Source organism: Roseateles sp. P5_D6, assembly GCF_054049415.1.
Map to the genome: position 1 here is coordinate 94,345 of NZ_JBFUMK010000018.1, position 26,561 is coordinate 120,905.

The following is a 26,561-nucleotide window of genomic DNA, read 5'->3' on the forward strand; positions in this document are numbered from 1 at the left end:
AGGAATAATTGTTGGGGCGCAGCATGCGCCAAGCGACCCGGGATAAATCGCAACCCTCGTGCCAATCAAGACGTTTCAAGGGTATTCACCGACGGTATGAAACCCTCGACCGTTTGATCCGTCCCCAGAGGGTGACCCTGGTCAGATTTCACGAGTGTCGACCAGCAAAAACTGGGCGGAAATCCGCACAAACCGCAGCGACTGCGAGCGGTTCTCCGCCAGCATCGAAAAAACTGCTGCAGGCGCTGTCGTGCGCGCCATCGCATGGGCAAACTACACGGCCCCGCCATGGTTGTGACTGCCTCTCTTCGCCCGCGCGCGCTGCGCCTCCTCCGCCTGCTGAGCCGGCCGGGCTTCCATCTCTTCCTGACAGGCTTGCTGATGGTGCTCGGCTTCGTGCTCGCGCACCGCATCAGTGAACGCAGCGGCCGCGAGCAGTTGTCGGCACTCAGCACCGAGCGGCTGGAGCTCTACGCCTCCAACCTCGCTGCCGAGCTGGGCCGACACGCTTCCCTGCCCAGCCTGCTGGCCATCGCGCCCACGCTGCAGGCGCTGATGCAGGCGCCCGAAGATGCGAACACTCGCCGCGCCGCCAGCCAGATGCTGGCCCGCGTCAATGTGCGCGCCGGCACTCACCAGATCTTCGTCGCCGACGCCAAGGGCCAGGTCTTGTCAGCCAGCGAGGCGTTGACGCCGCCCGCTCGACTCACCGAAGCGCTGGCGCAGGGTCGCACCCACTTCTTCGCCGCCGACCCGACGACGGGCAGCACCGACTTCTATCTGCTGCACCCGCTGCGCGGGGCCAGCCAGGTGTCATCGGCGGGAGCGGGAGAGATCCCGCTCCGGGGCGTCATCGTCGTGCGCTTCAACCTCGCGCCACTGGAAGCGACGTGGATCGACCTCGGCCTGCGCTCGCAGAACGAACGCATCCTCATCGCTGACGATCAGGACGTCGTCATCATGAGCTCCGTGCAGGCCTGGAAGTACGCCGTGCTGGGCCACGCCGACCCGTCGCGCCGCCAGGCCCTGCAGGCCAGTGCGCGCTACCCGCAGGCCATCGGCCCCAACCTGGACCTGCCGGCCTCGCTGGAGGTGCACCAGGGCCAGCAGGTCAGCCTGCCTTTGCCCGGTGCCAAACCCATGCTGGCCCAGCAGCGCCAGATCGTGCCGCTGGGCCTGCGCCTGGTGGCTCTGTCGGACCTGACCGAAGTGCGCCAGCGCGCCCAGCTCGCGGCCTGGGGCGGCGCGGCCTTTGGCGCCAGCATCGGCCTGCTCGTCCTCTATCTGTCGTCGCGCCGGCGCGCGCTGCGCCAGCTCACCAAAGCGCAGACCGAGCTGCAGCAGGCCCACGCCCTGCTCGAGCAGCTGGTGGACAGCCGCACCGCCGAGCTGCGCCAGACCAATGACGCGCTGAAGACCCAGATCGCCCAGCGCCTGCAGACCGAAGGCGAGTTGCTGCAGGCCAGCAAGCTTGCCGTGCTGGGTCAGATGTCGGCCGGGCTGTCGCACGAAGTCAACCAGCCGCTGACCGCCTTGCGCGCGCTGGCGCGCAACTCGATCCGCTTACTGGAAGCCGGCCGCCAGGACGCGGTGGCGACCAATCTGCAGCTGATGGACGACATGGTCGAGCGCATGAGTCAGATCACGCGCCAGCTGAAGAGCTTTGCGCGCAAGGCCGATGAGCAGGTCACAGGCGCCGTGTCGCTGCTGGACTGCGTGCGCAACGCCCTGCTGCTGCTGGAGCACCGCAGCCGCGCGCTGGATGTGCAGGCCGAGATCGAGGTGCCCGCCGGCCTGCGCGTGCGGGCAGAGGCCAACCGGCTGGAGCAGGTGCTGGTCAACCTGTTCGGCAACGCCATTGACGCGATGCAGAACGAGGCCGAGCGCCAACTCCGCGTGCAGGTCATCGCACAGGATGGCGGGCGCCGCGCCCTGATGCGCGTGCAGGACAGCGGTGCCGGTGTCGGCGAGGCAGACCTGCAGCGCCTGTTCGAGCCCTTCTTCACCACCAAGCCCGCTGGCGAAGGCCTGGGGCTGGGCCTGGTGATTTCAGCCAAGATCGTGAATGAGTTCGGCGGCACGCTGCGTGCCCAACGCCTGGAGCACGGCATGAGTTTCGAGTTCGACCTTGCCGTCGAAACCTGGGCGGCAGTACCGGAGACGAAAGATGTTTGAAGGCTACAAGGTCGTGTTCGTCGAGGACGACCTGCCGGTGCGGGTCAGCCTCACGCAGACGCTGGAGCTGGAGGGCTTTGCCGTGCAACCTTGCCGCACGGCCGAGGAAGCCCTGCCCCACATCCAGCCCGGCGCACCCATCATCGTCATCACCGACGTGCGCCTGCCCGGCATGGATGGCCGCGCGCTGCTGGCCCATGTGCAGGCCACCGACGCGAGCATTCCCACCATCCTCATCACGGCCCACGGCGACGTGACGATGGCCGTGCAGTCCATGCGTGCCGGCGCCTACGACTTCATCGAAAAGCCCTTCGCGCCCGAGCGCCTGCTGGACGTGGCCCGCCGCGCCCTGGACCTGCGCACGCTGCGCCACTCGGCCGACGAGCTGCGCACGCAGCTGCAGCGCGCCAGCGGCATCGAGGCCGCGCTGCTGGGACAGTCTCCGGCCATGCAGCAGCTGCGCCGCCAGGTGCTGAATCTGGCCGGCACCTCGGCAGATGTGCTGATCGTCGGCGAGACCGGCACCGGCAAGGAGCTGGTGGCGCGCTGCCTGCACGACCAGAGCGCGCGCCGCGACCGCCATTTCGTCGCCATCAACTGCGGCGGCCTGCCCGAGGCGCTGTTCGAGAGCGAATTGTTCGGCCACGAGCCGGGCTCGTTCACGTCAGCCGCCAAGCGCCGCATTGGCAAGATCGAGCATGCCAACGGCGGCACACTGCTGCTGGACGAGATCGAGACCATGCCGATCGCGCTGCAGATCAAGCTGCTGCGCGTGCTGCAGGAGCGACGCATCGAGCGCCTGGGCTCCAACGAGGAGCTGCCGATCAACGTGCGCTTCATCGCCGCCAGCAAGTCGGACCTGCGCGAGCAGGCCGCCAAGAACGAGTTCCGCAGCGACCTTTATTACCGACTCAACATCGCCACGTTGACGCTGCCGCCGCTGCGCGAGCGCCGCGAGGACGTCCCGCTGCTGTTCCAGCACTTTGTCGTGCAAGCCTGTGCGCGCTACGAGCGTGCCGCGCCCGAGTTGACGCCCGAGAAGCTGCGCGAGCTGATGGCCCACGACTGGCCGGGCAATGTGCGCGAGATCCGCAACGCGGCCGACCGCTTCGTGCTTGCGCTTGACGACCTTGACCCCCAGGCCGCGCTGCAGGCCGTGCCGGCGCTCAACCTGGCGCGCCAGATGGACCTGGTCGAGAAGACGCTGATCGAGCAGGCCTTGCGCCGCTGCCACGGCAAGGTGCCCGCCGCGATGGAGCTGCTGGGCACGCCGCGCAAGACGCTGTACGACAAGCTGAACCGGCACGGCATCGTGCTGGACGACTTCCGCTAGCGATACTTCTCGGGATCCGGCGAGTCGGTCGGGTTCGCAATGACGCGGCGGAAGGCTGCACTCATCGGCAGCTTCAGGTTCAGCCCCTGCGACGGCAGCGGCGACTCGAACCAGCGGCGGTAGATCGCGTGGATCTCGCCGCTGCGGTAGAGGCTGTGCAGCACCTCATCCACCAACGCCTTGAACTGCGGATCATTCTTGCGCAGGCCGATGGCATAAGGCTCCACGGTCAGGGCCTGGTCGGAGATGCGGTAGTCGTCCGCGCCAGGGCCCTGCTGGGCCAGCAGCGCGCGCAGCAGCACGTCGTCCATCAGGAAGGCCGAGGCGCGGCCGCTGCGCAGCAGCTGGAAGCCTTCAGGGTCGTCCAGTCCGCCGAGGATGCGGATGCCCAAGCCCTGCTGGTCGTTGGCCTTGGCCAGATGCTGGATGCTGGTCGTGCCGATGGTGGACGCTACGGCCAAGCCGCGCAGGTCGGTCAGGCCCTGCACGCGCTCGGCGGCACGCGTCATCAGCCGAGTCTCGGCGATGAAGATGGTCAGCGAGAAGGCCTGCTGGCGCGCCCGCTCGGCGGTGTGCGTCGTGATGCCGCATTCCAGGTCCAGCGTGCCGTTGATGACCAGCGGCATGCGGGTGGCCGAAGCGACTTCGACGCGACGTACTTCGAGGTCGGGCAACTGCAGCTTGGTCCGCACCGCAGCGACGATGCGGTCGCAGAGCTCGACCGTGTAGCCGGTGGGGCGCAACTGGGCGTCGAGATAGGAGAAAGGCAGGGATGCCGGCCGGTAGCCGATGACGATGACGCCGGTGTCGCGCACCCGCGTGAGCGTCGGCCCGTCGGCCGCGTGTGCAGCCAAGGCGCACAGCGCGAGCAGGGCCGCGCTAAGTCGCTTCATCATCCAGGCGGCGCAGCTCAGCCAGCTTGTCGGCAATGCGCAGTTCCAGCCCGCGCGGCACGGGTTCGTACCAGCGCTGGCCTTCCAGCCCGTCTGGCAGGTATTGCTCGCCGGCCGCATAGCCATTGGGCTCGTCGTGGGCATAGCGATAGGCCTTGCCATAGCCCAGGTCCTTCATCAGCCGCGTCGGCGCATTGCGCAGATGCTCGGGTACCGGGCGGGTCTGGTCCTGCTTGATGAAGGCCTTCACCGCGTTGAAGGCCTTGTAGACGGCATTGGACTTGGGCGCGATGGCGAGGTAGACGACTGCCTCGGCCAAGGCGAGTTCACCCTCGGGCGTGCCCAGGCGCTCGTAGGTGTCGGCCGCATCCAGCGTGATGCGCAGCGCGCGCGGGTCGGCCAGGCCGATGTCCTCGCTGGCCATGCGGATCAGCCTGCGCGCGATGTAGCGGGCGTCGACGCCGCCATCCACCATGCGCACGAACCAGTACAGCGCCGCATCGGGATTGCTGCCACGAACCGACTTGTGCAGGGCGCTGATGACGTCGTAGAACTGGTCGCCACCCTTGTCGTAGCGGCGCAGCTGTTCGCCGAGGGTCCGCTCCAGCAGTGCTTCGTCGATGCGGGCGCCATTGGCGAGCGACGCGGCGGACTCCAGGGCGTTCAGCAGCCGGCGCGCATCGCCGTCAGCGTAGCCAATCAGTCGGTCGGCGGCTTCCTTCGTCGGCGCCTCGACACCGAGCTCCCTGGCGCCACGTTCGATCAGCTCCTGCAGCTCGCTCGCGTCCAGGCTCTTCAGCACCTGCACCTGGGCGCGCGACAGCAGCGCCGAGTTGACCTCGAAGCTGGGGTTCTCGGTCGTCGCGCCGATGAAGGTGAACAGGCCGGACTCGACATGCGGCAGGAAGGCGTCCTGCTGGGCCTTGTTGAAGCGGTGCACCTCGTCAACGAAGACAACCGTGCGCCGGCCTTGCTGCGCCGCGATCTGGGCGCGGTCCACCGCCTCGCGGATGTCCTTCACGCCACCCAGCACGGCCGAGATGGCGATGAACTGCGCGTCGAAGGCGCCGGCCACCAGGCGCGCCAGCGTCGTCTTGCCGACACCGGGCGGGCCCCACAGGATCATGCTCTGCAGCCGCCCCGCCTCGAAGGCCGCACGCAGCGGCATGCCTGGGCCTAGCAGATGGCGCTGGCCGATGACCTCGTCCAGCGTCTTCGGGCGCAGCCGTTCGGCCAGCGGCGGCGCGGGCGGGTCGGCGTCGAAGAGCGAACCGATGCTCACTGCTCGATCAGATCGGCCCCGGCCGGCAGCTTGAACTGGAAGCGCTCGGCCGCGACCGGCACATTGGCCTGCACGGCGCTGAAGTCCAGCCGCGAGCGCTGGCCGAAGCTGTCGACGATCTCCATCGCCGCCAGCTCCTTGCCCTTGAAGCCGAGCTTGAGCGATTGGATGGTGGATTCGGCCTGCTTGGGCGCCGCCTGCACCCAATCCAGGCCGCCGTCGCTCGCTTGAGACTTCAGCGTGAAGTCGCGTTCAAGATTGCTGCCGGCGAGCAGCGCCGCCGGCGTGGCGCCCAACGCGTCCGCCAACTTGCGCGAGCTGGCCTGGTTGAGGTCGGCGTCATAGATCCAGACCTTGTGGCCATCGGCGACGATGACTTGCTCGAAGGGCTTGGCATAGGCAAAGCGAAAGCGGTTGGGCCGCTCGAACTCGAAGCTGCCTGAAGAGACCTTCTTGCGCTTGCCGTCGGGCGACGTCACCGTTTGCGTGAAATTGGCCTTGCCGCTCTTCACGTCGCGGCCGAAGTCGCGCAGCGCATCGACCGCATCGGCGTGGGCGATGCCAGCAATGAGCAGCGTCAGGGAGAGCAGGAGTTTCTTCATTCGTCTCGTTTAGGAATGATCAGTTCACGGCTGCCGTTGGATGCCAGCGCGCCAACGAGGCCGGAGTTTTCCATCTGCTCCAGCAGCCGCGCGGCGCGGTTGTAGCCTATGCGCAGATGGCGTTGCACCAGCGAGATGGAAGCCTTGCGATGTTGTAGGACGATAGCCACGGCCTGGTCGTACATGGGGTCTTGCTCACCGCCGGCCTCGCCCGGCGCCGGCGCCTCGCCGTCGATGCCGTCGAGCACGCCACCTTCGAGAATGCCTTCGATGTAATTCGGTTCGCCCTGGGACTTGATGTACTCCACAACGCGGTGCACCTCGTCGTCGCTGACAAAGGCGCCATGCACGCGGATGGGCAGGCCGGTGCCCGAGGGCATGTAGAGCATGTCGCCCATGCCGAGCAGCGCCTCGGCGCCCATCTGGTCGAGGATGGTGCGGCTGTCGATCTTGGAGCTGACCTGGAAGGACAGGCGGGTCGGGATGTTGGCCTTGATGAGGCCGGTGATGACGTCCACCGACGGCCGCTGCGTGGCCAGGATCAGGTGGATGCCGGCCGCGCGCGCCTTCTGCGCCAGGCGAGCGATCAGTTCCTCGATCTTCTTGCCGACGACCATCATCAGGTCGGCCAGYTCGTCGATGACGACGACGATGAACGGCAGGCGCTCCAGCGGTTCGGGTTCTTCGTTGTTCAGCGCGAACGGATTCGGAATGCTGATGCCGTTGGCCTTGGCCTCGTCGATCTTCTTGTTGTAGCCGGCGAGGTTGCGCACGCCCATCTTGGACATGAGCTTGTAGCGCCGCTCCATCTCGCCAACGCACCAGTTCAGCGCATTGCTGGCCTGCTTCATGTCCGTCACGACCGGTGCCAGCAGATGCGGGATGCCTTCGTAGACGCTCATCTCCAGCATCTTGGGGTCGATGAGGATGAGGCGCACATCACGGGCCTCGGCCTTGTAGAGCAGGCTGAGGATCATCGCGTTGATGCCCACTGACTTGCCCGAACCGGTCGTGCCGGCCACGAGGCAATGCGGCATCTTGGCAAGGTCGGCGACGATGGGCAGGCCGACGATGTCCTTGCCCAGGCCCATGGTCAGCTGGGACGACGCGTCCGCGTAGACCTGCGAGCCGAGGATTTCGGACAGGCGGATGGTCTGGCGGCGCGCGTTGGGCAGCTCCAGCGCCATGTAGTTCTTGCCCGGGATGGTCTCGACGACGCGGATGGACACGAGGCTCAAGGAGCGCGCCAGGTCCTTGGCGAGGCCGACGATCTGCGAGCCCTTCACACCGGTGGCCGGTTCGATCTCATAGCGCGTGATGACCGGGCCGGGGGATGCGGCGACCACATGCACCTCGACGCCGAAGTCGCGCAGCTTCTTCTCGATGAGGCGGCTGGTCATTTCCAGCGATTCAGGCGTGACCGTCTCCTGGCGGCCGGGTGCGGCGTCCAGCAAGTCAACTTGCGGGAGCTTGGCGTCGCCGGCGTCGACGAACAACGTCTGCTGGCGCTCCTTGGCCACCCGCGTGGACTGGGGCACCTCGACGACCGGCGCCTCGATGACGAGCGGCGCGTGGTCGGCTCCACCTTGTTCCCACTGGCGTTCGGCTTGGCGCTCGACCTCGACCTCCTGCTCGCGCTCCTTCACCGCCTGCTCACCGGCCTTCTGATCGGCCTTCATCTCGCGCTGCTCGATGCGCTTCTCGCGCAACTGCTCGATACGCTCACCGATGCGCTCCGCCAGATGCCCCCAGGAGAAGCGGAATGCCCAGGCCATGCCGGTCAGCAGCAGCACGATCCAGACAACGCCGGAGCCGGCAAAGCCCAGGCCCCTCATACCCAGGGGCCCGAGCGCATAGCCGACCAGGCCGCCGGCATGGCCGGGCAGGCGCGCCTCGAGGGCATAGAGGCGGCTCCACTCCAGCGCGCAACTCGCGCCGATGAGCAGCACGATGCCAGCCCAGAACCGCGCGCGCTGGCTCCAGCGCAGCACGGGGTCCACGTCATGGCGCAACAGCCCGGCCAGGCTGCGCAGCCAGCCGCGCAGGGCCAGCAGCGGCAACCACCAGGCGGAAAAGCCGAACAGGAACAGCAGGCCGTCCGATAACCAGGCGCCAAAGCTGCCAACGCGGTTGCCGACGAGGTCTCGCTGGCCGCTGGTGCTGAAGGCAGCGTCGCGCAGGTCGTGCGTCGCCATCGCCAGCACGAGCAGCGCGAGCAGCAGGGCCGTCAACGCCAGCCACAGCGGCGTGCGCAGCAGCCGCGAGGCGGCTGACGGCGGGGCCACTTCGCGCTTGGGCGCCTGGCGGCGGGTGGGTTTGGCGGGAGCGGCGGGTTCGCCGGCGGCATCGTCACCGCCCAGCAGGGAACCGAGGGGAAAACTCATCCCCGCATTGTCGCTGTCAATCGTGGGTCAGCCGTTCCTTGATGACCACCGAACCGTTCTCAAGCGTTTCAATGACGCCGCGCTCTTCCAGGTCCTTCATGACCCGGCTGACCATCTCGCGCGAGGCGCCGACGACCTTGGCCATGTCCTGGCGCGAAACCTTGCCGCGGATCAGCTTGATGCCCTTCTCGTCCTCGGACATGTCAAGCAACGTGCGCGCCACGCGGCCATAGACGTCCAGCAGCGCGAGCGACTCGATCTGCCGGTCGGCATTGCGCAAGCGCGCCACCAGCCCGCGCAGGATGCCGTAGGAGAGGCTGCTGCTCTCGGGCAGGCAGCGCGCGAACTCCAGGCGGCCGAGCACCAGCATGTCGGTCTGCACCTCGGCGCGCACCGTGGCCGAGTGGGGCTCGTTGTCGATGAGGCTCATCTCGCCCACGTAGTCGCCCGACTGCAGCACGGCCAGAATGACCTCGCGGCCGCGGTGGTCGGCCGTCAGCACGCGGGCACGGCCGTTGAGCAGGATGAAGAGGGCGTTGGACTTGGTGCCCTGCTCGACGATCAGTTCGCCGCGCTTGAAGCGGCGCTTGACGACGCTGTCGGCGATGGATTGGGCCTGATCGGTGGTCAGCATCGAGAACAGCGGAACACGGCGGATCAGGTCGAGGTTGGAAATCATCGCCATATGCAGTCTCCAGGTTTGGGCCCCAGGCAAGCGGCAAGAAATGCGCCTGCCTAAAATGGCGTGCATTGTGCACACGCGGCAGGCTTCTCCGCATCGGGTAAGGCCGGGGTTTTCACCCCTAAGACTACCTTGCGAGCCGTTAACCCGCCCTCACCTTCCCTGCCATGACCGCTACGACCCAACACCACGGCCTGCTTATCCTCGGTTCCGGCCCCGCCGGCTACACCGCCGCCATCTACGCTGCACGCGCTAATCTCAAGCCTACGCTGATCACGGGCATGGCCCAAGGGGGTCAACTCATGACCACGACGGAGGTCGACAACTGGCCGGCCGACGTGATGGGCGTGCAGGGCCCCGAGCTGATGCAGCGCTTCCAGCAGCATGCCGAGCGCTTCCAGACCCAGATCGTCTTTGACCACATCAATGCGGTCGACTTCTCCAAGCGCCCCTTCACGCTGACTGGCGACAGCGGCACCTACACCTGCGACGCGCTGATCATCGCGACCGGCGCCTCTGCAAAATACCTCGGCTTGGACTCCGAACAGGCCTTCATGGGCCGCGGGGTCAGTGGTTGCGCGACCTGCGACGGCTTTTTCTACCGCGGCCAGGAAGTCTGCGTCGTCGGCGGCGGCAACACGGCCGTCGAAGAGGCGCTGTATCTGTCGAACATCGCCAGCACGGTGCACCTGATCCATCGCCGCGACAAGTTCCGCGCCGAACCCATCCTCATCGACAAGCTCAAGGAGAAGGCCGACGCCGGCAAGATCGTGCTGCATTTCTTCCAGCAGCTCGACGAGGTGCTGGGCGATGCCTCGGGCGTGACCGGTGTGCGCATCCGCAGCACGCTGGACGACAGCAAATCGGAAATCAAGCTGCACGGCTGCTTCATCGCCATCGGCCACCAGCCCAACACCGACATCTTCAAGGGCCAGCTGGAGATGAAAGACGGCTACATCATCACCAAGAGCGGCCTGAACGGCTTTGCGACGATGACCAGCGTGCCGGGCGTCTTCGCGGCCGGTGACGTGCAGGATCACATCTACCGCCAGGCCATCACCAGCGCCGGCACGGGTTGCATGGCCGCGCTGGACGCCCAGCGCTTCCTGGACCAGGAAAACGGTTGACCCCTCGTCCGGTCTCGCCCCACTGAACGCGGGCGGGTCCAGCCGGTCCCCCGAGGGGACTGCGATGCTCTCGGCATCGAGCCGCGAGCACATCGCCCGACGGGCCGGCTCGGGAGCGGCCCAGCGCTCGGCCCGGAAGGCGTAGCACGGCCTTCCTGGCCCGCGGGTTTTCCGCTACACTCGCGGGCTTGCCTGCTGGATGGACCGCATCCAAAGCGTTGATTCGAAAGAATTTCGCCTGAGGATTAGCAGGCATATGCGGTCAAAGGGCCGCTCGAAAAGTTCGGGCGGCTGGTCAAAGAAGTCAAACCGGAGAAGCGTCATGGCACGCGTCTGTCAAGTCACGGGCAAGAAGCCCATGGTCGGGAACAACGTTTCCCACGCCAACAACAAAACCAAGCGTCGGTTCCTGCCGAACCTGCAATACCGCCGTTTCTGGGTGGAATCGGAAAATCGCTGGATTCGCCTGCGCATCACGAATGCCGCTCTGCGTTTGATCGACAAGGTCGGCATTGACCAAGTCGTCGCCGATCTGCGCGCCAAGGGCGCGCTCTGATCGTCGCTCACTGACCTACTGAAGGAATACGACCATGGCATCCAAAGGCGGCCGCGAAAAGATCAAGCTGGAGTCCACTGCGGGCACCGGCCACTTTTACACGACGAACAAGAACAAGAAGACCACGCCCGAAAAGCTCGAATTCATGAAATTCGACCCCAAGGCGCGCAAGCACGTCCTGTACAAGGAAATCAAGCTGAAGTGATGAATGGCGGCGCGAGCCGCCAACGCACGCAAGCAAAACAAAACCCGCCAAGCGGCAACGCTGGCGGGTTTTTGCGTTTCTGACGAGGCGGCGTCAGCGCGCCGCGGTCACTGTGGCGCCAAACTCTTGCTTGAACCAGCGATCAAGCATGCGCTTTTCATAGCGCAGCGTGTCCCCACTTGAATAGCCATTGAAGCCGTCCTGGTAGTTCATGTCACGCAGCTTGACCTCGCCCTGCCGGACGACCTTTTCGCCCTCTCGTACTTCGTAGTTGAAGGCGATGGACGGCAGTGTGACGGTGCGCATGACGCGCAGCCATTGCATGCGGCGGCCGAACGGCTCGACCTCGCCGGCCAGATCCACGTCGGTCACGTTGATCCGCACATCCCGGCCCGGAAGGCGCTTGCCGACCTGCTCGACAAGATAGGCTTCGATGTCCTTCAGCACCTCGGGCTGGCGGAAGCCGTTGTTGTCCTTGATGTCCGAGAACTTCTCGGAACCGATGAAATTCACCTGCACATCGGCGCGCGCGGTGGCGGCCAGGGCGAACAGGGCAACGGCAATCCAGCGGTATTTCATGGCAAGCCTCCTAAGCAAATCAGCGACTGCATACGTCAAGTCTAGGCCAGCCCAAGAAAAAGGGCGCCCGACGGGGCGCCCTTTACTTCAGGAAACCAAAGCTCAGGCGTGAGCAGCGCGCAAGCGCATCGAGAAAGCCTGCAGTTCGGCAATACCGCTCTCCTCGGCGCGGCGGCACCAGGCCTGCAAGTCGGCGACGAGTTGCTCGGCCGACACATTCGTGCGCGTCCACATCTGGCGCAGTTCCTCGCGCATGGTCACCAGCTTGTCGATGACCGGGCTGGCAGCGCGGGCATTCGCGAGGTCGCCGTGCACGGCGACCGGGATGCGCTCCTCGTCGCGGTGCAGCCAGCGTTGGGCCTGCTTGAACTCCTCAAACCGCGCGCTGTGCTTGCCGCCCTCGGCCTTGATTTTGGCCAACTCGGCGGCGCAGGCCGCTTTCAGGTCACGGGCATAGCTGGCCATGACTTCGTAGCGATTGGCGATCAGTGCCTCGAGCGTGCGCGCGTCGGCCGGCTTGATTTCACCCAGGCTCAACTTGGGTGCCGTCTTGCGGACCTTGGCCATGCCCAGCATTTCCAGGCCACGGATATACATCCAGCCAATGTCGAACTCGTAGGGCTTGACCGAGAACTTGGCGGACGTCGGGTAGGTGTGGTGATTGTTGTGCAGTTCTTCGCCGCCAACGATCAGCGTCCAAGGCGTCAGATTGGTCGACGCGTCGGGTGCTTCGAAATTGCGATAACCCCAGTAGTGGCCGATGCCATTGATGACGCCGGCAGCCCAGATTGGAATCCAGATCATCTGGATGGCCCAGATGGTGGCGCCAATGGCACCGAACAGCGCCATGTTGACGATCAGCAGCAGCGCGACGCCCTGCCAGCTGTACTTGGTGTACAGGTTGCGCTCGATCCAGTCCTCGGGCGTGCCGCGGCTGTACTTGGCAATCGTCTCGGCATTCTTGGCCTCGGTGCGGTACAGCTCAGCGCCTTCGGCCAGCACCTTCTTCAGGCCGCGGGTCTGCGGGCTGTGGGGGTCTTCCTCGGTTTCGCACTTGGCGTGGTGCTTGCGGTGGATGGCAACCCATTCGCGGGTGACCATGCCCGTCGTCAGCCAGAGCCAGAAGCGGAAGAAATGCGACGGGATGGGACCGAGATCCAGCGAGCGGTGAGCCTGTGCGCGATGCAGGAAGATCGTGACCGAAGCGATCGTGATGTGGGTCACAACCAGCGTAAAGATCACTAATTGCCAGGCGCTGAAACCCAACAGGCCATCGGCCAGCCAGTTCATCAGCGCGTTCAGGATGTCGTTCATGCGTCCAAGACCTCGGCCACAGCGGCCATGCAAAGGAATGTCAATTGTAGAGGAGAGCCCCCAAATTCAAGGGGTTTGGCGCACCGTATTCAGGCGGTGACGTGCGAATCGACGCGTTCTTTGACCTGCGTCAGGCCGACCTTTCCCATGCGACAGCAAAAAACCCGTCTGTGGCGTGTCGGTGAGGCCACAACCGGAGTGCGCCGTTTTCCACGACTTCATCGGAGCGTTCAACCTGGGCCTTGGCAAGCGCCTCTCCCGCGGCGAGCGGCTTGAAGTCGGGATGGGCGGCGGCAAACTCGGCCGCGATGACCTCGTTCTCGGCATCCAGCAGGCTGCAGGTCGCATAAACCAGCCGGCCTCCCGGCTTCACCAGGCGGGCGGCGCTGGCCAGGATGGCGCGCTGCTTGGCCTGCAGTTCAGCCACTCCCTGGGGCGACTGGCGCCATTTCAGGTCGGGGTTGCGGCGCAGCGTGCCCAGGCCGGAACAGGGCGCGTCGACCAGCACGCGGTCGATCTTGCCGGCCAGGCGCTTGATGCGGTCGTCGCGCTCATGGGCAATCTGGGCCGGATAGACGTTGGACAGGCCGCTGCGCGCCAGGCGCGGCTTCATCGCCGTCAACCGGTGGCCGGAGGTGTCGAAGGCATAGAGCCGACCTGTGTTGCGCATGGCTGCGCCCAGGGCCAGGGTCTTGCCGCCGGCGCCGGCGCAGAAGTCCACCACCATCTCGCCACGCTTGGGCGCCAGCAGCAGGGCCAGCAACTGGCTGCCTTCGTCCTGTACCTCGATGCCACCGCTGGTGAACAGCTCCAGCTTTTGCAGCGCCGGCTTGCCATCGATGCGCAGGCCCAGCGGTGAATACGGCGTGGGCACGGCGTCAATGCCGGCGGCCTTGAGTTGCTCCTGGGCCTCCTCGCGCTTGAACTTGAGAGCGTTGACCCGCAGGTCCAGCGGCGCAGCCTCGTTCAGTGAGGTGGCGAGCTTCCAGAACTCTTCCTCGCCCAGCCGGGCCAGCAGCGGCTCGGCCAGCCATTCGGGCATGTTGTGGCGCATCTTGGACGCCAGGCTCATCGGGTCGATGGCCTGGACCTGCTCCAGCCAATGCTGCTCCTGCGGGCTGAGGGCCCCACGCAGGAAAGCGGCATTGCCGCGCCAGGCCAACATGGCCAGGCGGCGGTGCATGGAGCCGCTGCCGCTCTGGGCCAGGTTCTGGAACTTGATTCGCTCGCGCAACAGCGCGTAGACCGTCTCGGCGAGGCAGGCGCGCTCGCGCTGGCCGAGGTTCTTGTGTTGTCGGAAGAAGGCGGAGACGGTGGAGTCGGCCGGGGCTTCGAGCTGGTTCACGACGGCAATCAGCTCGGCGCTCAGCTCCAGGAGGGCATTAGGATGCATCGCCCCATTATCCCAAGCGCCCTGCTCCTTGCCGCATGAATCTCTGGACCCAGCTGCGCCTGCGCCCCCGGCTGCTGTTGTCCATCCTGATCGGCAGCACGCTGGCTGCGTTGTGGCCAGGCGCTGTGCCGCTGACCACGCGCCTGCTGCTGGGGTGGGACTTCACGCTGTGGATCTATCTGCCGCTGGCGCTTTGGATGATGCTGGGCCGCGCGGGCTCGGTGAATGTGCAGCAGCGCGCCAGCCAGCTGACCGAAGGCCTGCCCGTCATGCTGCTGCTGGCCGTTGGCGGGGCGCTGGCCAGCTTTGGCGCCATTGCGCTGGAACTGGGTTCGGCCAAGCAAGCCCATACCGCCAACGGTTTGACGCTCGCCTTCGCCATTGCCACGGTCTGCAGCTCCTGGCTGCTGCTGCCGGTGGAATTCGGCATCGCCTACGCGAGCCTGTACCACGGCGGGGGCAAGGCCGCGCACGGGTTGGAGTTCCCGGGCGACGACGAAGGACCGCCCGACTACGGCGACTTCCTGTACTTCTCGATCACCGTGGCGGCCACGTCGCAGACCTCGGACGTCAGCGTCAGCTCGCGCGCCATGCGCCGCCTCGTGCTGGTTCAAGGCCTGCTGGCCTTCGTCTTCAACACCGGCGTGCTGGCGTTGACCGTCAATATCCTCGCCGGGCTGATCAGCTGAGCAGCAACTGCTGAGCCGCACCGTCGCGGTGAGTGACGCGCTCACCATCCCACACCAACGCACCTTCGACAAACCAGCGCACCGACTGCGGATAGATGCGGTGCTCGGCCGTCAGCACGCGGGCCGACAGCGTCTTCGCGTCGTCGCCAGGCAGCACCGGCACGACCGCCTGCATGACGATGGCGCCATGGTCCAGCTCGGCGGTGACGAAATGCACCGTCACGCCGGCGACCTTGCAGCCCATCTCCAGCGCTCGCTCATGGGTGTGCAGCCCGGTGAAGGCCGGCAGCAGCGACGGGTGGATGTTGAGCATGCGGCGGGCATAGCGCGCCGTGAAGCCGGGCGTCAGGATACGCATGAAACCGGCAAGCACGACGAGGTCAGGCACGAAGCTGTCAATGACGCGGGCCAGCTCGGCATCGAAGCCCTCACGGCTGGCATAGGCCTTGTGGTCGACGACGGCGGTCGCAATGCCATGCTCAACCGCGAACTGCAGGCCGCCCGCATCGGGCCGGTTGCTGATGACGGCGGCCACCTCGGCGGGCCAGCCCTCGGCTTGGCAGGCCTTCACGATGGCCTCCATGTTGGAGCCCCGCCCCGAAATCAGAATCACCAACCTCTTCATGGGGCGGCAGTTTAGGGGGCGGCTGACCGATCGCCCCTTGAACGACAATCCGCGCCCCATGTCGAACCCCACCCTGAACCTCAAGCCAAGCCGCCCTCGCGTGCTTTCTGGCATGCGCCCGACCGGCGCCCTGCACCTCGGCCACTACCACGGCGCTATCAAGAACTGGGTGCGGCTGCAGGACACGCATGACTGCTTCTTCTTCGTCGCCGACTGGCATGCGCTCACCACCCAGCGCCCGAGTGGCGAGACGCTGACCCGCCACGTCTACGAGATGGTCACCGACTGGCTGGCCGCCGGACTGGACCCCGAGCGCTGTACCTTGTTCCTGCAAAGCCGCATGCCCGAGCACGCCGAGCTATTCACGCTGCTGGCCATGTGTACGCCGTCCTCGTGGCTGGCGCGCATGCCCAGCTACAAGGATCAGGTCGCCGCCGACCCCGAACTGGCGACGTACGGCTTTCTGGGCTACCCGCTGCTGCAGGCGGCCGACATCCTGCTCTACAAGCCTGCCGGTGTGCCGGTGGGCGAAGACCAGACCGCCCACGTCGAAGTGACCCGCGAAGTGGCACGACGCTTCAACCGGCTCTATGCCGAGGCCGCGCCCATCTTTGTCGAGCCCCAGGCACTGCTGACCGAGACCGCCCGCGTGCCGGGCCTGGACGGACAGAAGATGAGCAAGAGCCTGGACAACGCGATTGCGATGCGCGACGAGCCCGAGGCTGTCGCCGCCAAGATCCGCACCATGCCGACCGACCCGCAGCGCGTGCGCCGCACCGACGCCGGCGACCCGGCGCGCTGCCCGGTCTGGCCGCTGCACCAGATCTACAGCGACGACGCGACCCGCGCCGCCTGCGACAGCGGCTGCCGCACGGCCGGCATCGGCTGCCTGGACTGCAAGCAGCCGTTGATCGAGTCCATCCAGCGCGAGCAGGCGCCCTGGCGCGAACGCGCTGCGGCCCTGGACCCGCAGCAGGTGCAGTGGACGCTGGAGGTTGGCACCGAGCGCGCCCGCGCCGTCGCGCGCAAGACGCTGCGCGAGGTGCGCGGCGCCATGGGGTTGGTGGCTTGAGCGGGGACGAGCGTAGGGCCGCCCCAAGCCGGCCCGACATTCCCTCGGGGGATCGACCGGCGTACCCGCCTGTCGAGGGGCCTCATTCTCTGATCCACGTGACTGACCTCGAGGCCGCCATCAACTGGTGGCGCGAACGTTCACCCTCGCCTGACGGCATCAGCGCCGCACCCGAGGTGCGTGCGCTGGCCGAGGCCTATGCGCTGCTCGCGCTGAGCCGCGCGACCGAGCTTGACCCTGCCACGCTGAAGCCCATGGCCCTGGATGCCTGGCTGGCCTGGTACGCGACGACGCCTGACTCACCCTGCATTGCGATCTGCTCCACGGCCCAGGGCGACGCCATCTGCAAAGGCTGCGGCCGCACCTTCGACGAAGTGCAGCATTGGCCGGCGCTCGACCCCTTCGAGAAGCGTGTCGTCTGGCACCGCATCACCCACGAAGGCACGGCCTGGCGTTTCAACCGCTACGCGGAGCGCGTGACCCGATGACCCGCATCCGCTTCATCGACAGCGTTCGCCGCCTCGTGCCGCTGGCCTGGCCCGTCCTTGTCGGCCAGATCGCCGTGATGATGTTCAGCACCATCGACACGCTGATGATGGGCCGCGTCAGCCCCGAGGACCTGGCTGCATTCGCTGTCGGTTCGGCCGCCTACGTGACCATCTTTGTCGGCCTGATGGGCGTCATCCTCGCGGTCGGGCCCATCGCTGGCCGGCAGTTCGGTGCCCAGGATCTACCCGGTGCCGGCAGCAGCTTCGTGCAGGCGCAGTGGCTGTCGGTGCTGCTCTGCATTCCGGGCTGCCTGGCGCTGTGGTTTCCGGATCCTTTCACGGCACTGGCCCACCTCGACGCAGCCCAGGCCGACAAGGTGCGCGCCTACACGCGGCCCGAGGCTTTTGCACTGCCCGCCGCCCTGCTCTTCACTGCCTTCCGTGGTTTCTCGACCGCCGTCAGCCGCCCCAAGGCCGTCATGGCGATGCAGCTCACCGGCCTGGCGGCCAAGGTGCCTTTGAACGCCGTGCTCGTCTTCGGCTGGGGTCCGATTCCTGCGATGGGCGTCGCTGGATGCGGCGTCGCGACGGCCATCGCGCTGATCGGCCAAGCCGCCGTTGCGATGCTACTGCTCAGGCGCGACGCCTTCTACCGGCCGTTCAGGATCCCGCACCTGTGGCAGACCCGACCGCATTGGGGCGAACTCGCAGCGCTGGTGAAGCTGGGCCTGCCGATGGGCGGCTCCATCCTCGTCGAGGTGACGGGCTTCACCTTCATGGCCTTTTTCATCGCCCGTCTTGGCGCAACACCGGTCGCCGGCCACCAGATCGCCGTCAACCTCGTCGCGATGATGTTCATGATCGCGCTCGCAATGGCCACCGCCGCCGGCACGCTGGTCGCACAGCATCTGGGGGCCGACGAAAAGCACGAAGCGCGCACCGTCGGCAGGCATGCGATGACGCTGGCCACGCTGACCGCCGCGGGCGTCGGCGCCGTTGTCGCCTTCGCGCGCGAGCCCATCGTCGCCCTCTACACCTCGAATGCGGCGACAGCCGCCGCCGCACTGCCGCTGCTGGTCTGGGTCTGGTTCTTCCACCTCGGCGACGCCCTGCAGACGGTGGCGGCCTATGTGCTGCGCGCCTACCAGGTCGCCACGCTGCCGATGATCATCTACGTCCTGGCGCTCTGGGGCCTGGGCATCGGTGGCGGCTACTTCCTCGCCTTTGGCCAGAACGGCGTCGGCGCGGTCGGCTTCTGGCAAGCGGCCACCGCCGGCCTGATCACCGCCGCCTTGCTTCTCAGCCTGCTGCTCAGGCGGGTCTTCAACGAGAACCGCTGATCAGCGTCCCGCCGTGGGCAGGAAGATCACGAAGCGGCTGCCGCCACCGTCGCGTGCCAGGCAGCGCACGCTGCCGCCGTGGCGCTCGGCGATCTGCTTGACGAGGCTCAGGCCCAGCCCGACGCCGCCCGCCATCTCGGCATGGCCGGGCAGCCGGTAGAAGGGTTCGAAGATGCGCTCGCGCAGATCGACGGGCACGCCCGGGCCTCGGTCGGCAACGATGAATTCATAGCCTCCGGCGACCGGCCGCAGCGCCAGTTCCACGTCGGGGCCGCCGTAGCGGCGCGCGTTGTCGAGCAGATTGCGCAGCGCGCGGCGCAGGAGGCGCTCCTGACCGTCGATGCGAGCGGAATCGGTCTCGGGCTCAAAGGCGGCTTCCGCGTGAGCCGCCTCCTCGGCGCCTAGCGCGAGCAATTCGACGGCATGGGTTTCGCCAACCGCGCTGCCGGCCTCCAGCCGGCTGGCCAGCAGCACTTCCTCGACGAGCGCGTCCAACTCGGCGATGTTGACGTCGATCTCCTTCGCCAGGCGCTGGCGCTGTGCGGGCGCAGCGTCGTCCAGCATCGCGAAAGCCATCTTCAGCCGTGCCAGGGGCGAACGCAGCTCGTGGCTGGCATTGGCCAGCAGGGTCTGGTGAGAACGCAACAGTGTCTCGATGCGGTCGGCCGCCTGATTGAAGCTGGTGGCCAGGGCGGCCACCTCATCGCGACCACTGTCGTCGACGCGATGGCCCAGTTGGCCGGAGCCGAACTTCTCGACGCCACGCTTGAGCGCTTCGAGCCGCCGCGTCAGCCGGCGCACGACGGGATAGGCGCCGACCGCCACACCGATGAAGAGCAGCACCAGCACGACGGCCAAGGTCGACACCGCCGGCGCGCCTGGCGACACGGGGCGATGCAGCCAGGGGCCGGTCCAGGGGCCTTCATCCAGCCGGGGCGGCCGCGCGCCGGGGCCTCCAGGACCCGAGGCGCCTGAAGCGGCGCCCTGAGGGCCTGGCGGACGCACGGTGCGCACCATCTCCAGGCTGCGGCCATCGCCCAGGTTGGCGCTGACGATGATGGCGCCGGGGTCGTCGGCACGGCGCTGGAACATCTGCGTCGTGGCGATGCGCTTGCCGTCGGCATCCTCCAACGCGATCGGCATGCGCAGGCGCAACCCCCAGTCGGCAAAGACGGCAGCCTGCTCGGCACGCGGCGCGTCGGCCGGCGGTAGCGCGAGCTTGAGCAGCCCGGCCATCGCGTTCAGCCGCTCTCCAGCCGCCAGTTCGACGTTGCCGCGCTCCTGCTCGATGTGACGCTGGAACAGCCATGCCGAGCCGAAGGCAAACGCCAGCAGAAGCGCCACCAGCGTCAGGTAGATGCGGACGTAGAGGCTTTTCAAATCAGGGGCGCGTGGAGTTTTGCGGGCCGAGCGCCGGGCCGCCCCTAGCCGGCCCGCGTAGGGCGATGTGCTTGTGGCTCAATGCCGCAAGCATCGCCGTCCCCTCGGGGGACCGGCTGGGCGCACCCGCGTTCAGCGTGGCGAGACTGGACGAGGGGCTCACACTCAAGCAGCGTCGGCGTCGGCGTCCTGCTTGCGGGCAAAGACATAGCCGGCTCCACGCACGGTCAGCACGCGGCGCGGGTTCTTGGGATCGTCTTCGATGACGGCCCGGATGCGCGAGATGTGCACGTCGATGGAGCGGTCGAAGGCTTCCAGCGGGTGGCCCTTCAGCGCATCCATGATCTGGTCGCGGCTCAGCACCCGGCCGGGGCTTTGCGCCAGCACGACGAGCAGGTCGAACTGGTGGCTTGTCAGGTCGCAGATCTTGCCGTCCAGGCGAGCCACGCGGGCGGCCAGGTCGATCTCCAGGCGGCCGAAGCGCAGCACCTCGTCGCCATCCAGCTTGGGCTCCAGTCGGCGCAGCAGGGCCTTGATACGGGCTTGCAGTTCGCGCGGCTCGAAGGGCTTGGCGAGGTAGTCGTCGGCGCCCAGTTCGAGGCCCAGGATGCGGTCCATGGGCTCGCCGCGGGCCGACAGCATCAGCACTGGCTGGTGGCGCCAACGCGGGTCGCCGCGCAGCCAGCGGCAGAAGTCCAGTCCGTCGCCATCGGGCAGCATCAGGTCCAGCACCAGCAGCTCGAAGCGGCTGTGGGCCAAGGCCTCACGGGCCTGGGCCAGGCTGCCGGCCGTGTTGACCTCGAAGCCGGCGGAGCGGAGATAGTCGCCCACCATGCCGGTCAGGCGGGCATCGTCATCGATCAACAGCAGTCGGGCGCTACTCATCACCGGGGCCAGGGAAGAAAAAGGAATCCGGCGCACTTCGGCGCCGGTGGAACGGGGCTCAAGCATCGCAGAACTCCTGGTCAAGGGCCAATCAGCCGGCGTGACGGGAAGCCATGCGGGCCTGGCGCTTCTTCATCACCTCGGCAATCTTGGCGCGCTGTTCGGGCGTCAGCACGCGGGCGGCGTCGATGCTGGCCTGGCTCAGGCGCTTGGAGGCGGCCTCGTGCTGGGCGCTCATCTGCACGCGCACGGCCTCGATTGCGGCGGCGTCGACGTTGGTGGCCGTGTAGAGCGTGGCCATCTGCTGGTGCAGCTTCATGCCGGCTTCGCGCTGGCCCGACAGGTCCTGTCGGGCTGCCTTGAAGATGGCTTCGATCTGGCTGCGCTGGGATTCGGTCGCGCTGACCACGTCGAGCATGTGCTCGATGTGACCACCGAACAGACCGCCGGGCGCCATCATGGCCGGGCCGCCGTGGTGACCCCCGTGGGCAGGCTGGGCTTGGGCAGCAACACCGCCGAAGGCCAAGGCCGCAGCCACCGCACCGACGCGCAACAGGTTCTGGATCGGGAAGGACTTCATCAAAGGTCTCCTGGAAGAAGAGTGAGTGAGGTCATCTTCCAGGCGGCCTGTGTGGGATCTTTGGGGGTGGGGTAAAGAACTGTGTCGACAAACAGGGCCAGTTTTACTTGCGGTGAACCAGCCTCCCCTTCGATCAAGGCTTACTTGATCGGCTTGAAGCGCATCCGCTTCGGACGCGCGCCTTCCTCGCCCAGGCGCTTCTTCTTGTCGGCCTCGTACTCGTGGAAGTTGCCGTCGTAGAAGAACCACTGCGAGTTGCCTTCGCAGGCCAGGATGTGGGTGCAGATGCGGTCCAGGAACCAGCGGTCATGGCTGATGACCATGGCCGAGCCGGCGAACTCCAGCAGCGCTTCTTCCAGCGCGCGCAGCGTTTCGACGTCCAGGTCGTTGGACGGTTCGTCCAGCATCAGCACGTTGCCGCCCTGGGCCAGGGTCTTGGCCAGGTGCAGGCGGCCGCGCTCACCGCCGGAGAGGGCCCCGACGAGCTTCTGCTGGTCATTGCCCTTGAAGTTGAAACGGCCCAGATAGGCGCGGCTGGGCATGACGAACTTGCCGACGATGATGTTGTCCAGGCCGCCGGAGACGTCCTGCCACACCGTCTTGTCGGCTTCCATGCTCTCGCGGCTCTGGTCCACGAAGGCCATCTTGGCCGTCTTGCCGATCTTGACCGTGCCGCTGTCCGGCTGCTCCACGCCTTGCAGCATGCGGAACAGCGTCGACTTGCCGGCGCCGTTGGGGCCGATGATGCCGACGATGGCGCCGGCCGGCACCTTGAACGACAGGTTGTCGATCAGCACGCGGTCGCCGAAGCTCTTGCTGACGTTCTCGAACTCGATGACTTCATTGCCCAGGCGCTCGGCGACGGGGATGAAGATTTCGTTCGTGACGTTGCGCTGCTGGTATTCGACGTCCGACAGCTCCTCGAAACGGGCCAGGCGCGCCTTGCTCTTGGCCTGGCGGCCCTTGGCGTTGGAGCGAACCCACTTCAGTTCCTCCTTCATCGCCTTCATGCGTGCGTCTTCGGACTTCTGCTCGGTCTCCAGGCGCTTTTCCTTCTGGTCCAGCCAGTCGGAGTAGTTGCCCTTCCACGGGATGCCGTGGCCGCGGTCGAGTTCCAGGATCCACTCGGCCGCGTTGTCCAGGAAGTAGCGATCATGGGTAATGGCCACGACGGTGCCGGGGAAACGCTGCAGGAACTGCTCCAGCCACTCGACCGACTCGGCGTCCAAGTGGTTGGTGGGTTCGTCCAGCAGCAGCATGTCGGGCTTGCTCAGCAGCAGGCGGCACAGCGCCACGCGGCGCTTTTCGCCGCCGGACAGCACACCGATGACGGCGTCCCACGGCGGCAGGTTCAGCGCGTCGGCGGCCAGTTCCAGCTGCAGGTCGGTGTTCTCGGAGCCGGCGGCGGCAATGATGGATTCCAGCTCGCCCTGCTCTGCAGCCAGCGCGTCGAAGTCGGCATCTTCCTCGGCATAGGCGGCATAGACCTCGTCCAGGCGCTTCTTCGCGGCAAGCACGCCGCCGATGCCCTCTTCCACGGCCTCGCGCACGGTCTGGTCAGGGTTCAGGCGCGGCTCCTGCTCCAGGTAGCCAATCTTGATGCCCGGCATCGGCGTGGCTTCGCCCTCGTACTCCTTGTCGACGCCCGCCATGATCTTCAGGATGGTCGACTTGCCCGAACCGTTCACGCCCAGCACGCCGATCTTGGCGCCGGGGAAGAAGGACAGCGAGATGTCCTTCAGGATGTGGCGCTTGGGAGGAACCGTCTTGTTGACGCGGTTCATGGAAAAGACGTACTGGGCCATGGGCAAATCCTGTGAGGCTGAAACAGCGGCAGGCCCCGGAAGAGGGCCTGCATTGCCTGGTATTGTCGCCGAGCCCGCGTTTCCAGGAAGTCAGATGCTCCGTCTTGCCGCCGCCCTGATCGTTCTCGCCACCGGCCTCGTCCAAGCCCAGACCCTGCGCTGGTCCAGCCAGGGCGACATGCAGACCACCGATCCGCATTCGCAGAACGAGGTCATGACCAACAGCCTGAACAACCAGGTCTACGAGGGCCTGACCCGGCGCGGCAAGGACATGAGCATCGGCCCGGCGCTGGCGACCGAGTGGACCCAGGTCACGCCGCTGATCTGGCGCTTCAAGCTGCGCCCGGGCGTCAAGTTCCACGACGGCACGCCCTTCACCGCCGACGACGTCGTGTTCTCGATGCAGCGCCTGCGCGACCCGAATGCACCGCAGCGCGTCTATGCGAATGCCGTCGGCATCCCGAAGGCGGTGGACCCGCTGACCGTCGTCTTCGCGCTGGACAAGCCCAATCCCATCGTGCCGGAGCTGATAGCCAACCTGTTCATCATGAGCCAGCGCTGGTGCGAGCAGCACCGCGTGACGAAACCGCTGAACTTCAAGCAGCAGGAGGAGTCCTATGCCAGCCAGAACGCCAACGGCACCGGCCCCTTCATGCTGGTCAGCCGACAGCCAGGCGTAAAGACGGTCTTCAAGCGCAACCCCAACTGGTGGAACAAGTTCGAGGGCAATCTGCAGGAATTCATCTATGTGCCCATCAGCAACGACGCGACACGCACGGCGGCCCTGATCACCGGCGAGATCGATTTCGTGCTCGATCCGCCGCCGCGCGACGTCGCCCGCCTGCGCACCCTGCCCGAACTCAAGGTCGTGGACGGCCAGGAGAACCGCATCGTCTATGTCGGCATGGACCAGACTCGCGACAAGCTGCTCTACGGTCAGGCCCCTGGCGACAAGAACCCGTTGAAGGATTTGCGCGTGAGAAGGGCCCTGTATCACGCCATCGACATCGAGGCCATCAAGACCAAGCTGATGAGCGGCTATTCGACGCCCACCGGTGGCCTGACCTCATCGCCGCGCGGCGCCTATGGCGACCCCAAGCTGGAAACCCGCCTGCCCTATGACGTCGCGACCGCGAAGAAGCTGCTGGCCGAGGCCGGTTATCCGGACGGCTTCGACATCACGCTGGACTGTCCCAACAACCGCTACGTCAACGACGAGCGCATCTGTGTCGCGCTGGCCAGCATGTGGGCCCAGGTCAAGGTCAGGGTCAAGGTCAACGCCATGCCGCGCACGATGTACTTTCCCAAGGTCGAGAAATTCGACACCAGCCTCTTCCTGACCGGCTGGGGCGGGGGCTCGACCGATGCCGACATCATGCTGACCCCGGTGCTGCGCAACCGGGGCGAGCAGGGCGTCGGTGTGGCCAACTACGGCGGCATCGTCAACAACGAGGCCGACGCGCTGGCCGCCTCGTCCACCATCGAGACCGACCCGAAGAAGCGCGAAGCGTTGGTGAAGTCCGCGCTGCAGTCCTACCGCGACCAGGTCAACATCATTCCGCTGCACCGCCAGGTCATCCCCTGGGCCATGCGCAAGGAGGTCAGCATCCCGCATTCGCCGAATAACTGGGCCAGCATGGATTGGGTCACGGTCCGTAAATAGTTCAGCCGCTAGAATGGCCCCAACCGCCGCGCTTCTCAGTCTTGCGCGGCGTTCTCTTTTCAGCCCCTGCACGCCGCCCGCCCTGCCCGAAGACTGGCGCCGCTCTCCGCGGCGCGGCAGGCGATGCGACCAGGCGTGCTCACTCCCCTACCGAATGAGTTTCGATTCTCTCGGCCTGGCAGCGCCGCTGCTCAAGGCCATTGCTGACGCTGGCTACACCACCCCCACCCCCATCCAGGCCCAGGCCATTCCCGCCGTCTTGAACGGTGGCGACCTGCTGGCAGGCGCCCAGACCGGCACCGGCAAGACCGCCGGCTTCACGCTGCCGCTGCTGCACCGCCTGTCCACCGGCGAAAAGCTGCTCAACAAGCGCGGCAAGATCGCCATCCGCGCCCTCGTGCTGACGCCCACCCGCGAACTGGCTGCCCAGGTCGAGGAAAGCGTGCAGACCTACGGCAAATACCTGCCGCTGAAGAGCATGGTCATGTTCGGCGGCGTCGGCATGCAACCGCAGATCAACAAGCTGCGCGACGGCGTCGACATCCTCGTCGCCACGCCCGGCCGCCTGCTCGACCACGCGCAGCAAGGCACGCTGGACCTGTCGCAGGTGCAGATCCTGGTGCTGGACGAAGCCGACCGCATGCTCGACATGGGCTTCGTGCACGACATCAAGAAGGTGCTGGCCCTGCTGCCGGCCAAGAAGCAGTCGCTGCTGTTCAGCGCGACCTTCAGCGACGAGATCAAGAACCTCGCCGACCGCCTGCTCAACGCCCCGGCGCTGATCGAGGTGGCCCGCCGCAACCAGACCGCCGAAGCCATCGTGCAGAAGGTCCATCCGGTCGGCCGCGAGCGCAAGAAGGAGCTGCTGGTTCACCTGATCAAGGGCGGCGTGAGCGGTGAGCCCTGGCAGCAGGTGCTGATCTTCACGCGCATGAAGCACGGCGCCAACCGCCTGACCGACTACCTGAACGACCAGGGCATCAGCGCCATGGCCATTCACGGCAACAAGAGCCAGGGTGCGCGCACCAAGGCGCTGGCCGACTTCAAGACTGGCGACCTGACCTGCCTGGTGGCGACCGACATCGCCGCCCGCGGCATCGACATCGACCAGTTGCCCCACGTCGTCAACTTCGAGCTGCCCAACGTGGCCGAAGACTATGTGCACCGCATCGGCCGCACCGGCCGCGCCGGCGCCACCGGTGAGGCGGTCAGCCTGGTCTGTGTCGACGAGAACGGCTTTCTGAAGGAAATCGAGCGCCTCATCAAGCGCGAGATCCCCCGGGAAATCGTGCCGGGCTTCGCGCCCGACCCCAACGAGCGCGCCGAGCCCATCGTGCTGGGCCGCACCGTGCTGAACCCCAACGGCAGCCGGGGCCGCAACCCCAACCCGCCGGCCGGGGCCAATGGCCGCGGTGGCCGACCTGGTGGCGGCGGCGGTGGCCGTGGCGGCGACAGCCGCGGCGGCTCGCGTGACGGCGGCCGGCCCAGCGCAGGCGGCGGTGGCGGTGG

Annotated in this window: 24 protein-coding genes; 11 read left to right on the forward strand and 13 right to left on the reverse strand. The window is 66.6% G+C overall.

Annotation, left to right across the window (positions count from 1 at the left end; genetic code table 11):
- Positions 1 to 288: 288 nt before the first annotated feature.
- Together ACXJKM_RS21980 and ACXJKM_RS21985 are read left to right on the forward strand one after the other, a co-directional pair.
- Positions 289 to 2,175, forward strand: a complete 1,887-nt coding sequence (locus ACXJKM_RS21980; RefSeq protein WP_457355154.1) for a sensor histidine kinase — start codon at positions 289 to 291, stop codon at positions 2,173 to 2,175.
- Positions 2,168 to 3,508: a sigma-54-dependent transcriptional regulator gene (locus ACXJKM_RS21985; RefSeq protein ID WP_457355155.1), complete on the forward strand. Its 1,341-nt coding sequence runs from the start codon at positions 2,168 to 2,170 to the stop codon at positions 3,506 to 3,508. Before ACXJKM_RS21980 ends, ACXJKM_RS21985 begins: the two co-directional genes overlap by 8 nt.
- Here the strand turns inward: ACXJKM_RS21985 and ACXJKM_RS21990 are convergent.
- Genes ACXJKM_RS21990 through ACXJKM_RS22010 form a run of 5 tightly spaced genes read right to left on the reverse strand, consistent with a single transcriptional unit; the run spans position 3,505 to position 9,354 of the window.
- A complete protein-coding gene (locus ACXJKM_RS21990) occupies positions 3,505 to 4,404 on the reverse strand; it encodes an amino acid ABC transporter substrate-binding protein (protein ID WP_457355156.1) in 900 nt (299 codons plus the stop codon). The two genes, ACXJKM_RS21985 and ACXJKM_RS21990, sit on opposite strands and share 4 nt — an antisense overlap.
- Positions 4,388 to 5,677 carry a replication-associated recombination protein A gene (locus ACXJKM_RS21995; RefSeq protein WP_457355166.1) on the reverse strand — a complete coding sequence of 430 codons (1,290 nt, stop codon included), beginning with the start codon at positions 5,675 to 5,677 and terminating at the stop codon, positions 4,388 to 4,390. The genes ACXJKM_RS21990 and ACXJKM_RS21995 overlap by 17 nt, the downstream gene beginning before the upstream one ends.
- 2 nt (positions 5,678 to 5,679) lie before the next feature.
- Complete coding sequence (gene lolA / locus ACXJKM_RS22000) at positions 5,680 to 6,285, reverse strand: outer membrane lipoprotein chaperone LolA (protein ID WP_056196247.1); 606 nt, start codon at positions 6,283 to 6,285, stop codon at positions 5,680 to 5,682.
- Positions 6,282 to 8,669, reverse strand: a complete 2,388-nt coding sequence (locus tag ACXJKM_RS22005; RefSeq protein ID WP_457324797.1) for a DNA translocase FtsK — start codon at positions 8,667 to 8,669, stop codon at positions 6,282 to 6,284. Before ACXJKM_RS22005 ends, lolA begins: the two co-directional genes overlap by 4 nt.
- Before the next feature lie 16 nt (positions 8,670 to 8,685).
- Positions 8,686 to 9,354, reverse strand: coding sequence for a Crp/Fnr family transcriptional regulator (locus tag ACXJKM_RS22010; RefSeq protein WP_056196243.1), 669 nt, complete (start codon positions 9,352 to 9,354; stop codon positions 8,686 to 8,688).
- Between the two features lie 164 nt (positions 9,355 to 9,518).
- Between ACXJKM_RS22010 and trxB the strand changes: the two genes are divergently transcribed.
- The 3 genes from trxB (at position 9,519) to rpmG (ending at position 11,239) form a co-directional block, all read left to right on the forward strand.
- Positions 9,519 to 10,478 carry a thioredoxin-disulfide reductase gene (gene trxB / locus ACXJKM_RS22015; protein ID WP_056196236.1) on the forward strand — a complete coding sequence of 320 codons (960 nt, stop codon included), beginning with the start codon at positions 9,519 to 9,521 and terminating at the stop codon, positions 10,476 to 10,478.
- A gap of 322 nt (positions 10,479 to 10,800) precedes the next feature.
- A complete protein-coding gene (rpmB, locus tag ACXJKM_RS22020) occupies positions 10,801 to 11,034 on the forward strand; it encodes a 50S ribosomal protein L28 (RefSeq protein ID WP_056196235.1) in 234 nt (77 codons plus the stop codon).
- A gap of 34 nt (positions 11,035 to 11,068) precedes the next feature.
- Positions 11,069 to 11,239: a 50S ribosomal protein L33 gene (gene rpmG, locus ACXJKM_RS22025; RefSeq protein ID WP_025564431.1), complete on the forward strand. Its 171-nt coding sequence runs from the start codon at positions 11,069 to 11,071 to the stop codon at positions 11,237 to 11,239.
- A 93-nt stretch (positions 11,240 to 11,332) separates the two neighbouring features.
- Here rpmG and ACXJKM_RS22030 read toward each other — a convergent pair whose 3' ends face one another.
- From ACXJKM_RS22030 to ACXJKM_RS22040, 3 genes are all read right to left on the reverse strand, one after another.
- The gene (locus tag ACXJKM_RS22030; RefSeq protein ID WP_056196232.1) at positions 11,333 to 11,818 is read right to left on the reverse strand and encodes a DUF3016 domain-containing protein; all 486 of its coding nucleotides are present in this window, start codon (positions 11,816 to 11,818) and stop codon (positions 11,333 to 11,335) included.
- Between the two features lie 102 nt (positions 11,819 to 11,920).
- A complete protein-coding gene (locus ACXJKM_RS22035) occupies positions 11,921 to 13,132 on the reverse strand; it encodes a DesA family fatty acid desaturase (protein ID WP_457355157.1) in 1,212 nt (403 codons plus the stop codon).
- A gap of 130 nt (positions 13,133 to 13,262) precedes the next feature.
- Positions 13,263 to 14,525, reverse strand: a complete 1,263-nt coding sequence (locus ACXJKM_RS22040; protein WP_056196227.1) for an RsmB/NOP family class I SAM-dependent RNA methyltransferase — start codon at positions 14,523 to 14,525, stop codon at positions 13,263 to 13,265.
- A gap of 35 nt (positions 14,526 to 14,560) precedes the next feature.
- Here ACXJKM_RS22040 and ACXJKM_RS22045 point away from each other — a divergent pair, with 35 nt between their 5' ends.
- A complete protein-coding gene (locus ACXJKM_RS22045) occupies positions 14,561 to 15,214 on the forward strand; it encodes a DUF1345 domain-containing protein (RefSeq protein ID WP_056196224.1) in 654 nt (217 codons plus the stop codon).
- Here the strand turns inward: ACXJKM_RS22045 and purN are convergent.
- Positions 15,207 to 15,839 (reverse strand): phosphoribosylglycinamide formyltransferase, encoded by a 633-nt coding sequence (gene purN, locus ACXJKM_RS22050; protein WP_457355158.1) that lies wholly within the window; start codon positions 15,837 to 15,839, stop codon positions 15,207 to 15,209. The two genes, ACXJKM_RS22045 and purN, sit on opposite strands and share 8 nt — an antisense overlap.
- Positions 15,840 to 15,897: 58 nt before the next feature.
- Between purN and trpS the strand changes: the two genes are divergently transcribed.
- From trpS to ACXJKM_RS22065, 3 genes are all read left to right on the forward strand, one after another.
- Complete coding sequence (gene trpS / locus ACXJKM_RS22055; protein WP_457355159.1) at positions 15,898 to 16,911, forward strand: tryptophan--tRNA ligase; 1,014 nt, start codon at positions 15,898 to 15,900, stop codon at positions 16,909 to 16,911.
- Positions 16,912 to 17,003: 92 nt separating this feature from the next.
- Positions 17,004 to 17,399, forward strand: a complete 396-nt coding sequence (locus ACXJKM_RS22060) for a DUF3717 domain-containing protein (protein ID WP_394326319.1) — start codon at positions 17,004 to 17,006, stop codon at positions 17,397 to 17,399.
- Complete coding sequence (locus ACXJKM_RS22065; protein WP_056196215.1) at positions 17,396 to 18,739, forward strand: MATE family efflux transporter; 1,344 nt, start codon at positions 17,396 to 17,398, stop codon at positions 18,737 to 18,739. The genes ACXJKM_RS22060 and ACXJKM_RS22065 overlap by 4 nt, the downstream gene beginning before the upstream one ends.
- Here ACXJKM_RS22065 and ACXJKM_RS22070 read toward each other — a convergent pair whose 3' ends face one another.
- The 4 genes from ACXJKM_RS22070 to ettA all read right to left on the reverse strand — a co-directional run bounded on the left by ACXJKM_RS22070 (position 18,740) and on the right by ettA (position 23,389).
- Positions 18,740 to 20,119: an ATP-binding protein gene (locus ACXJKM_RS22070; RefSeq protein WP_457355160.1), complete on the reverse strand. Its 1,380-nt coding sequence runs from the start codon at positions 20,117 to 20,119 to the stop codon at positions 18,740 to 18,742.
- Between the two features lie 165 nt (positions 20,120 to 20,284).
- Entirely contained in the window at positions 20,285 to 21,004 is a 720-nt protein-coding gene (locus ACXJKM_RS22075) for a response regulator (RefSeq protein ID WP_457355167.1), read from the reverse strand.
- A 91-nt stretch (positions 21,005 to 21,095) separates the two neighbouring features.
- Positions 21,096 to 21,584 (reverse strand): Spy/CpxP family protein refolding chaperone, encoded by a 489-nt coding sequence (locus ACXJKM_RS22080; RefSeq protein ID WP_457355161.1) that lies wholly within the window; start codon positions 21,582 to 21,584, stop codon positions 21,096 to 21,098.
- A gap of 140 nt (positions 21,585 to 21,724) precedes the next feature.
- Complete coding sequence (gene ettA, locus ACXJKM_RS22085) at positions 21,725 to 23,389, reverse strand: energy-dependent translational throttle protein EttA (protein ID WP_457355162.1); 1,665 nt, start codon at positions 23,387 to 23,389, stop codon at positions 21,725 to 21,727.
- Between the two features lie 94 nt (positions 23,390 to 23,483).
- Here ettA and ACXJKM_RS22090 point away from each other — a divergent pair, with 94 nt between their 5' ends.
- The gene (locus tag ACXJKM_RS22090; RefSeq protein ID WP_457355163.1) at positions 23,484 to 25,052 is read left to right on the forward strand and encodes an ABC transporter substrate-binding protein; all 1,569 of its coding nucleotides are present in this window, start codon (positions 23,484 to 23,486) and stop codon (positions 25,050 to 25,052) included.
- 154 nt (positions 25,053 to 25,206) lie between these two features.
- Positions 25,207 to 26,561: DEAD/DEAH box helicase (locus ACXJKM_RS22095; RefSeq protein WP_457355164.1), on the forward strand; the 1,355-nt coding region annotated here is incomplete at its 3' end.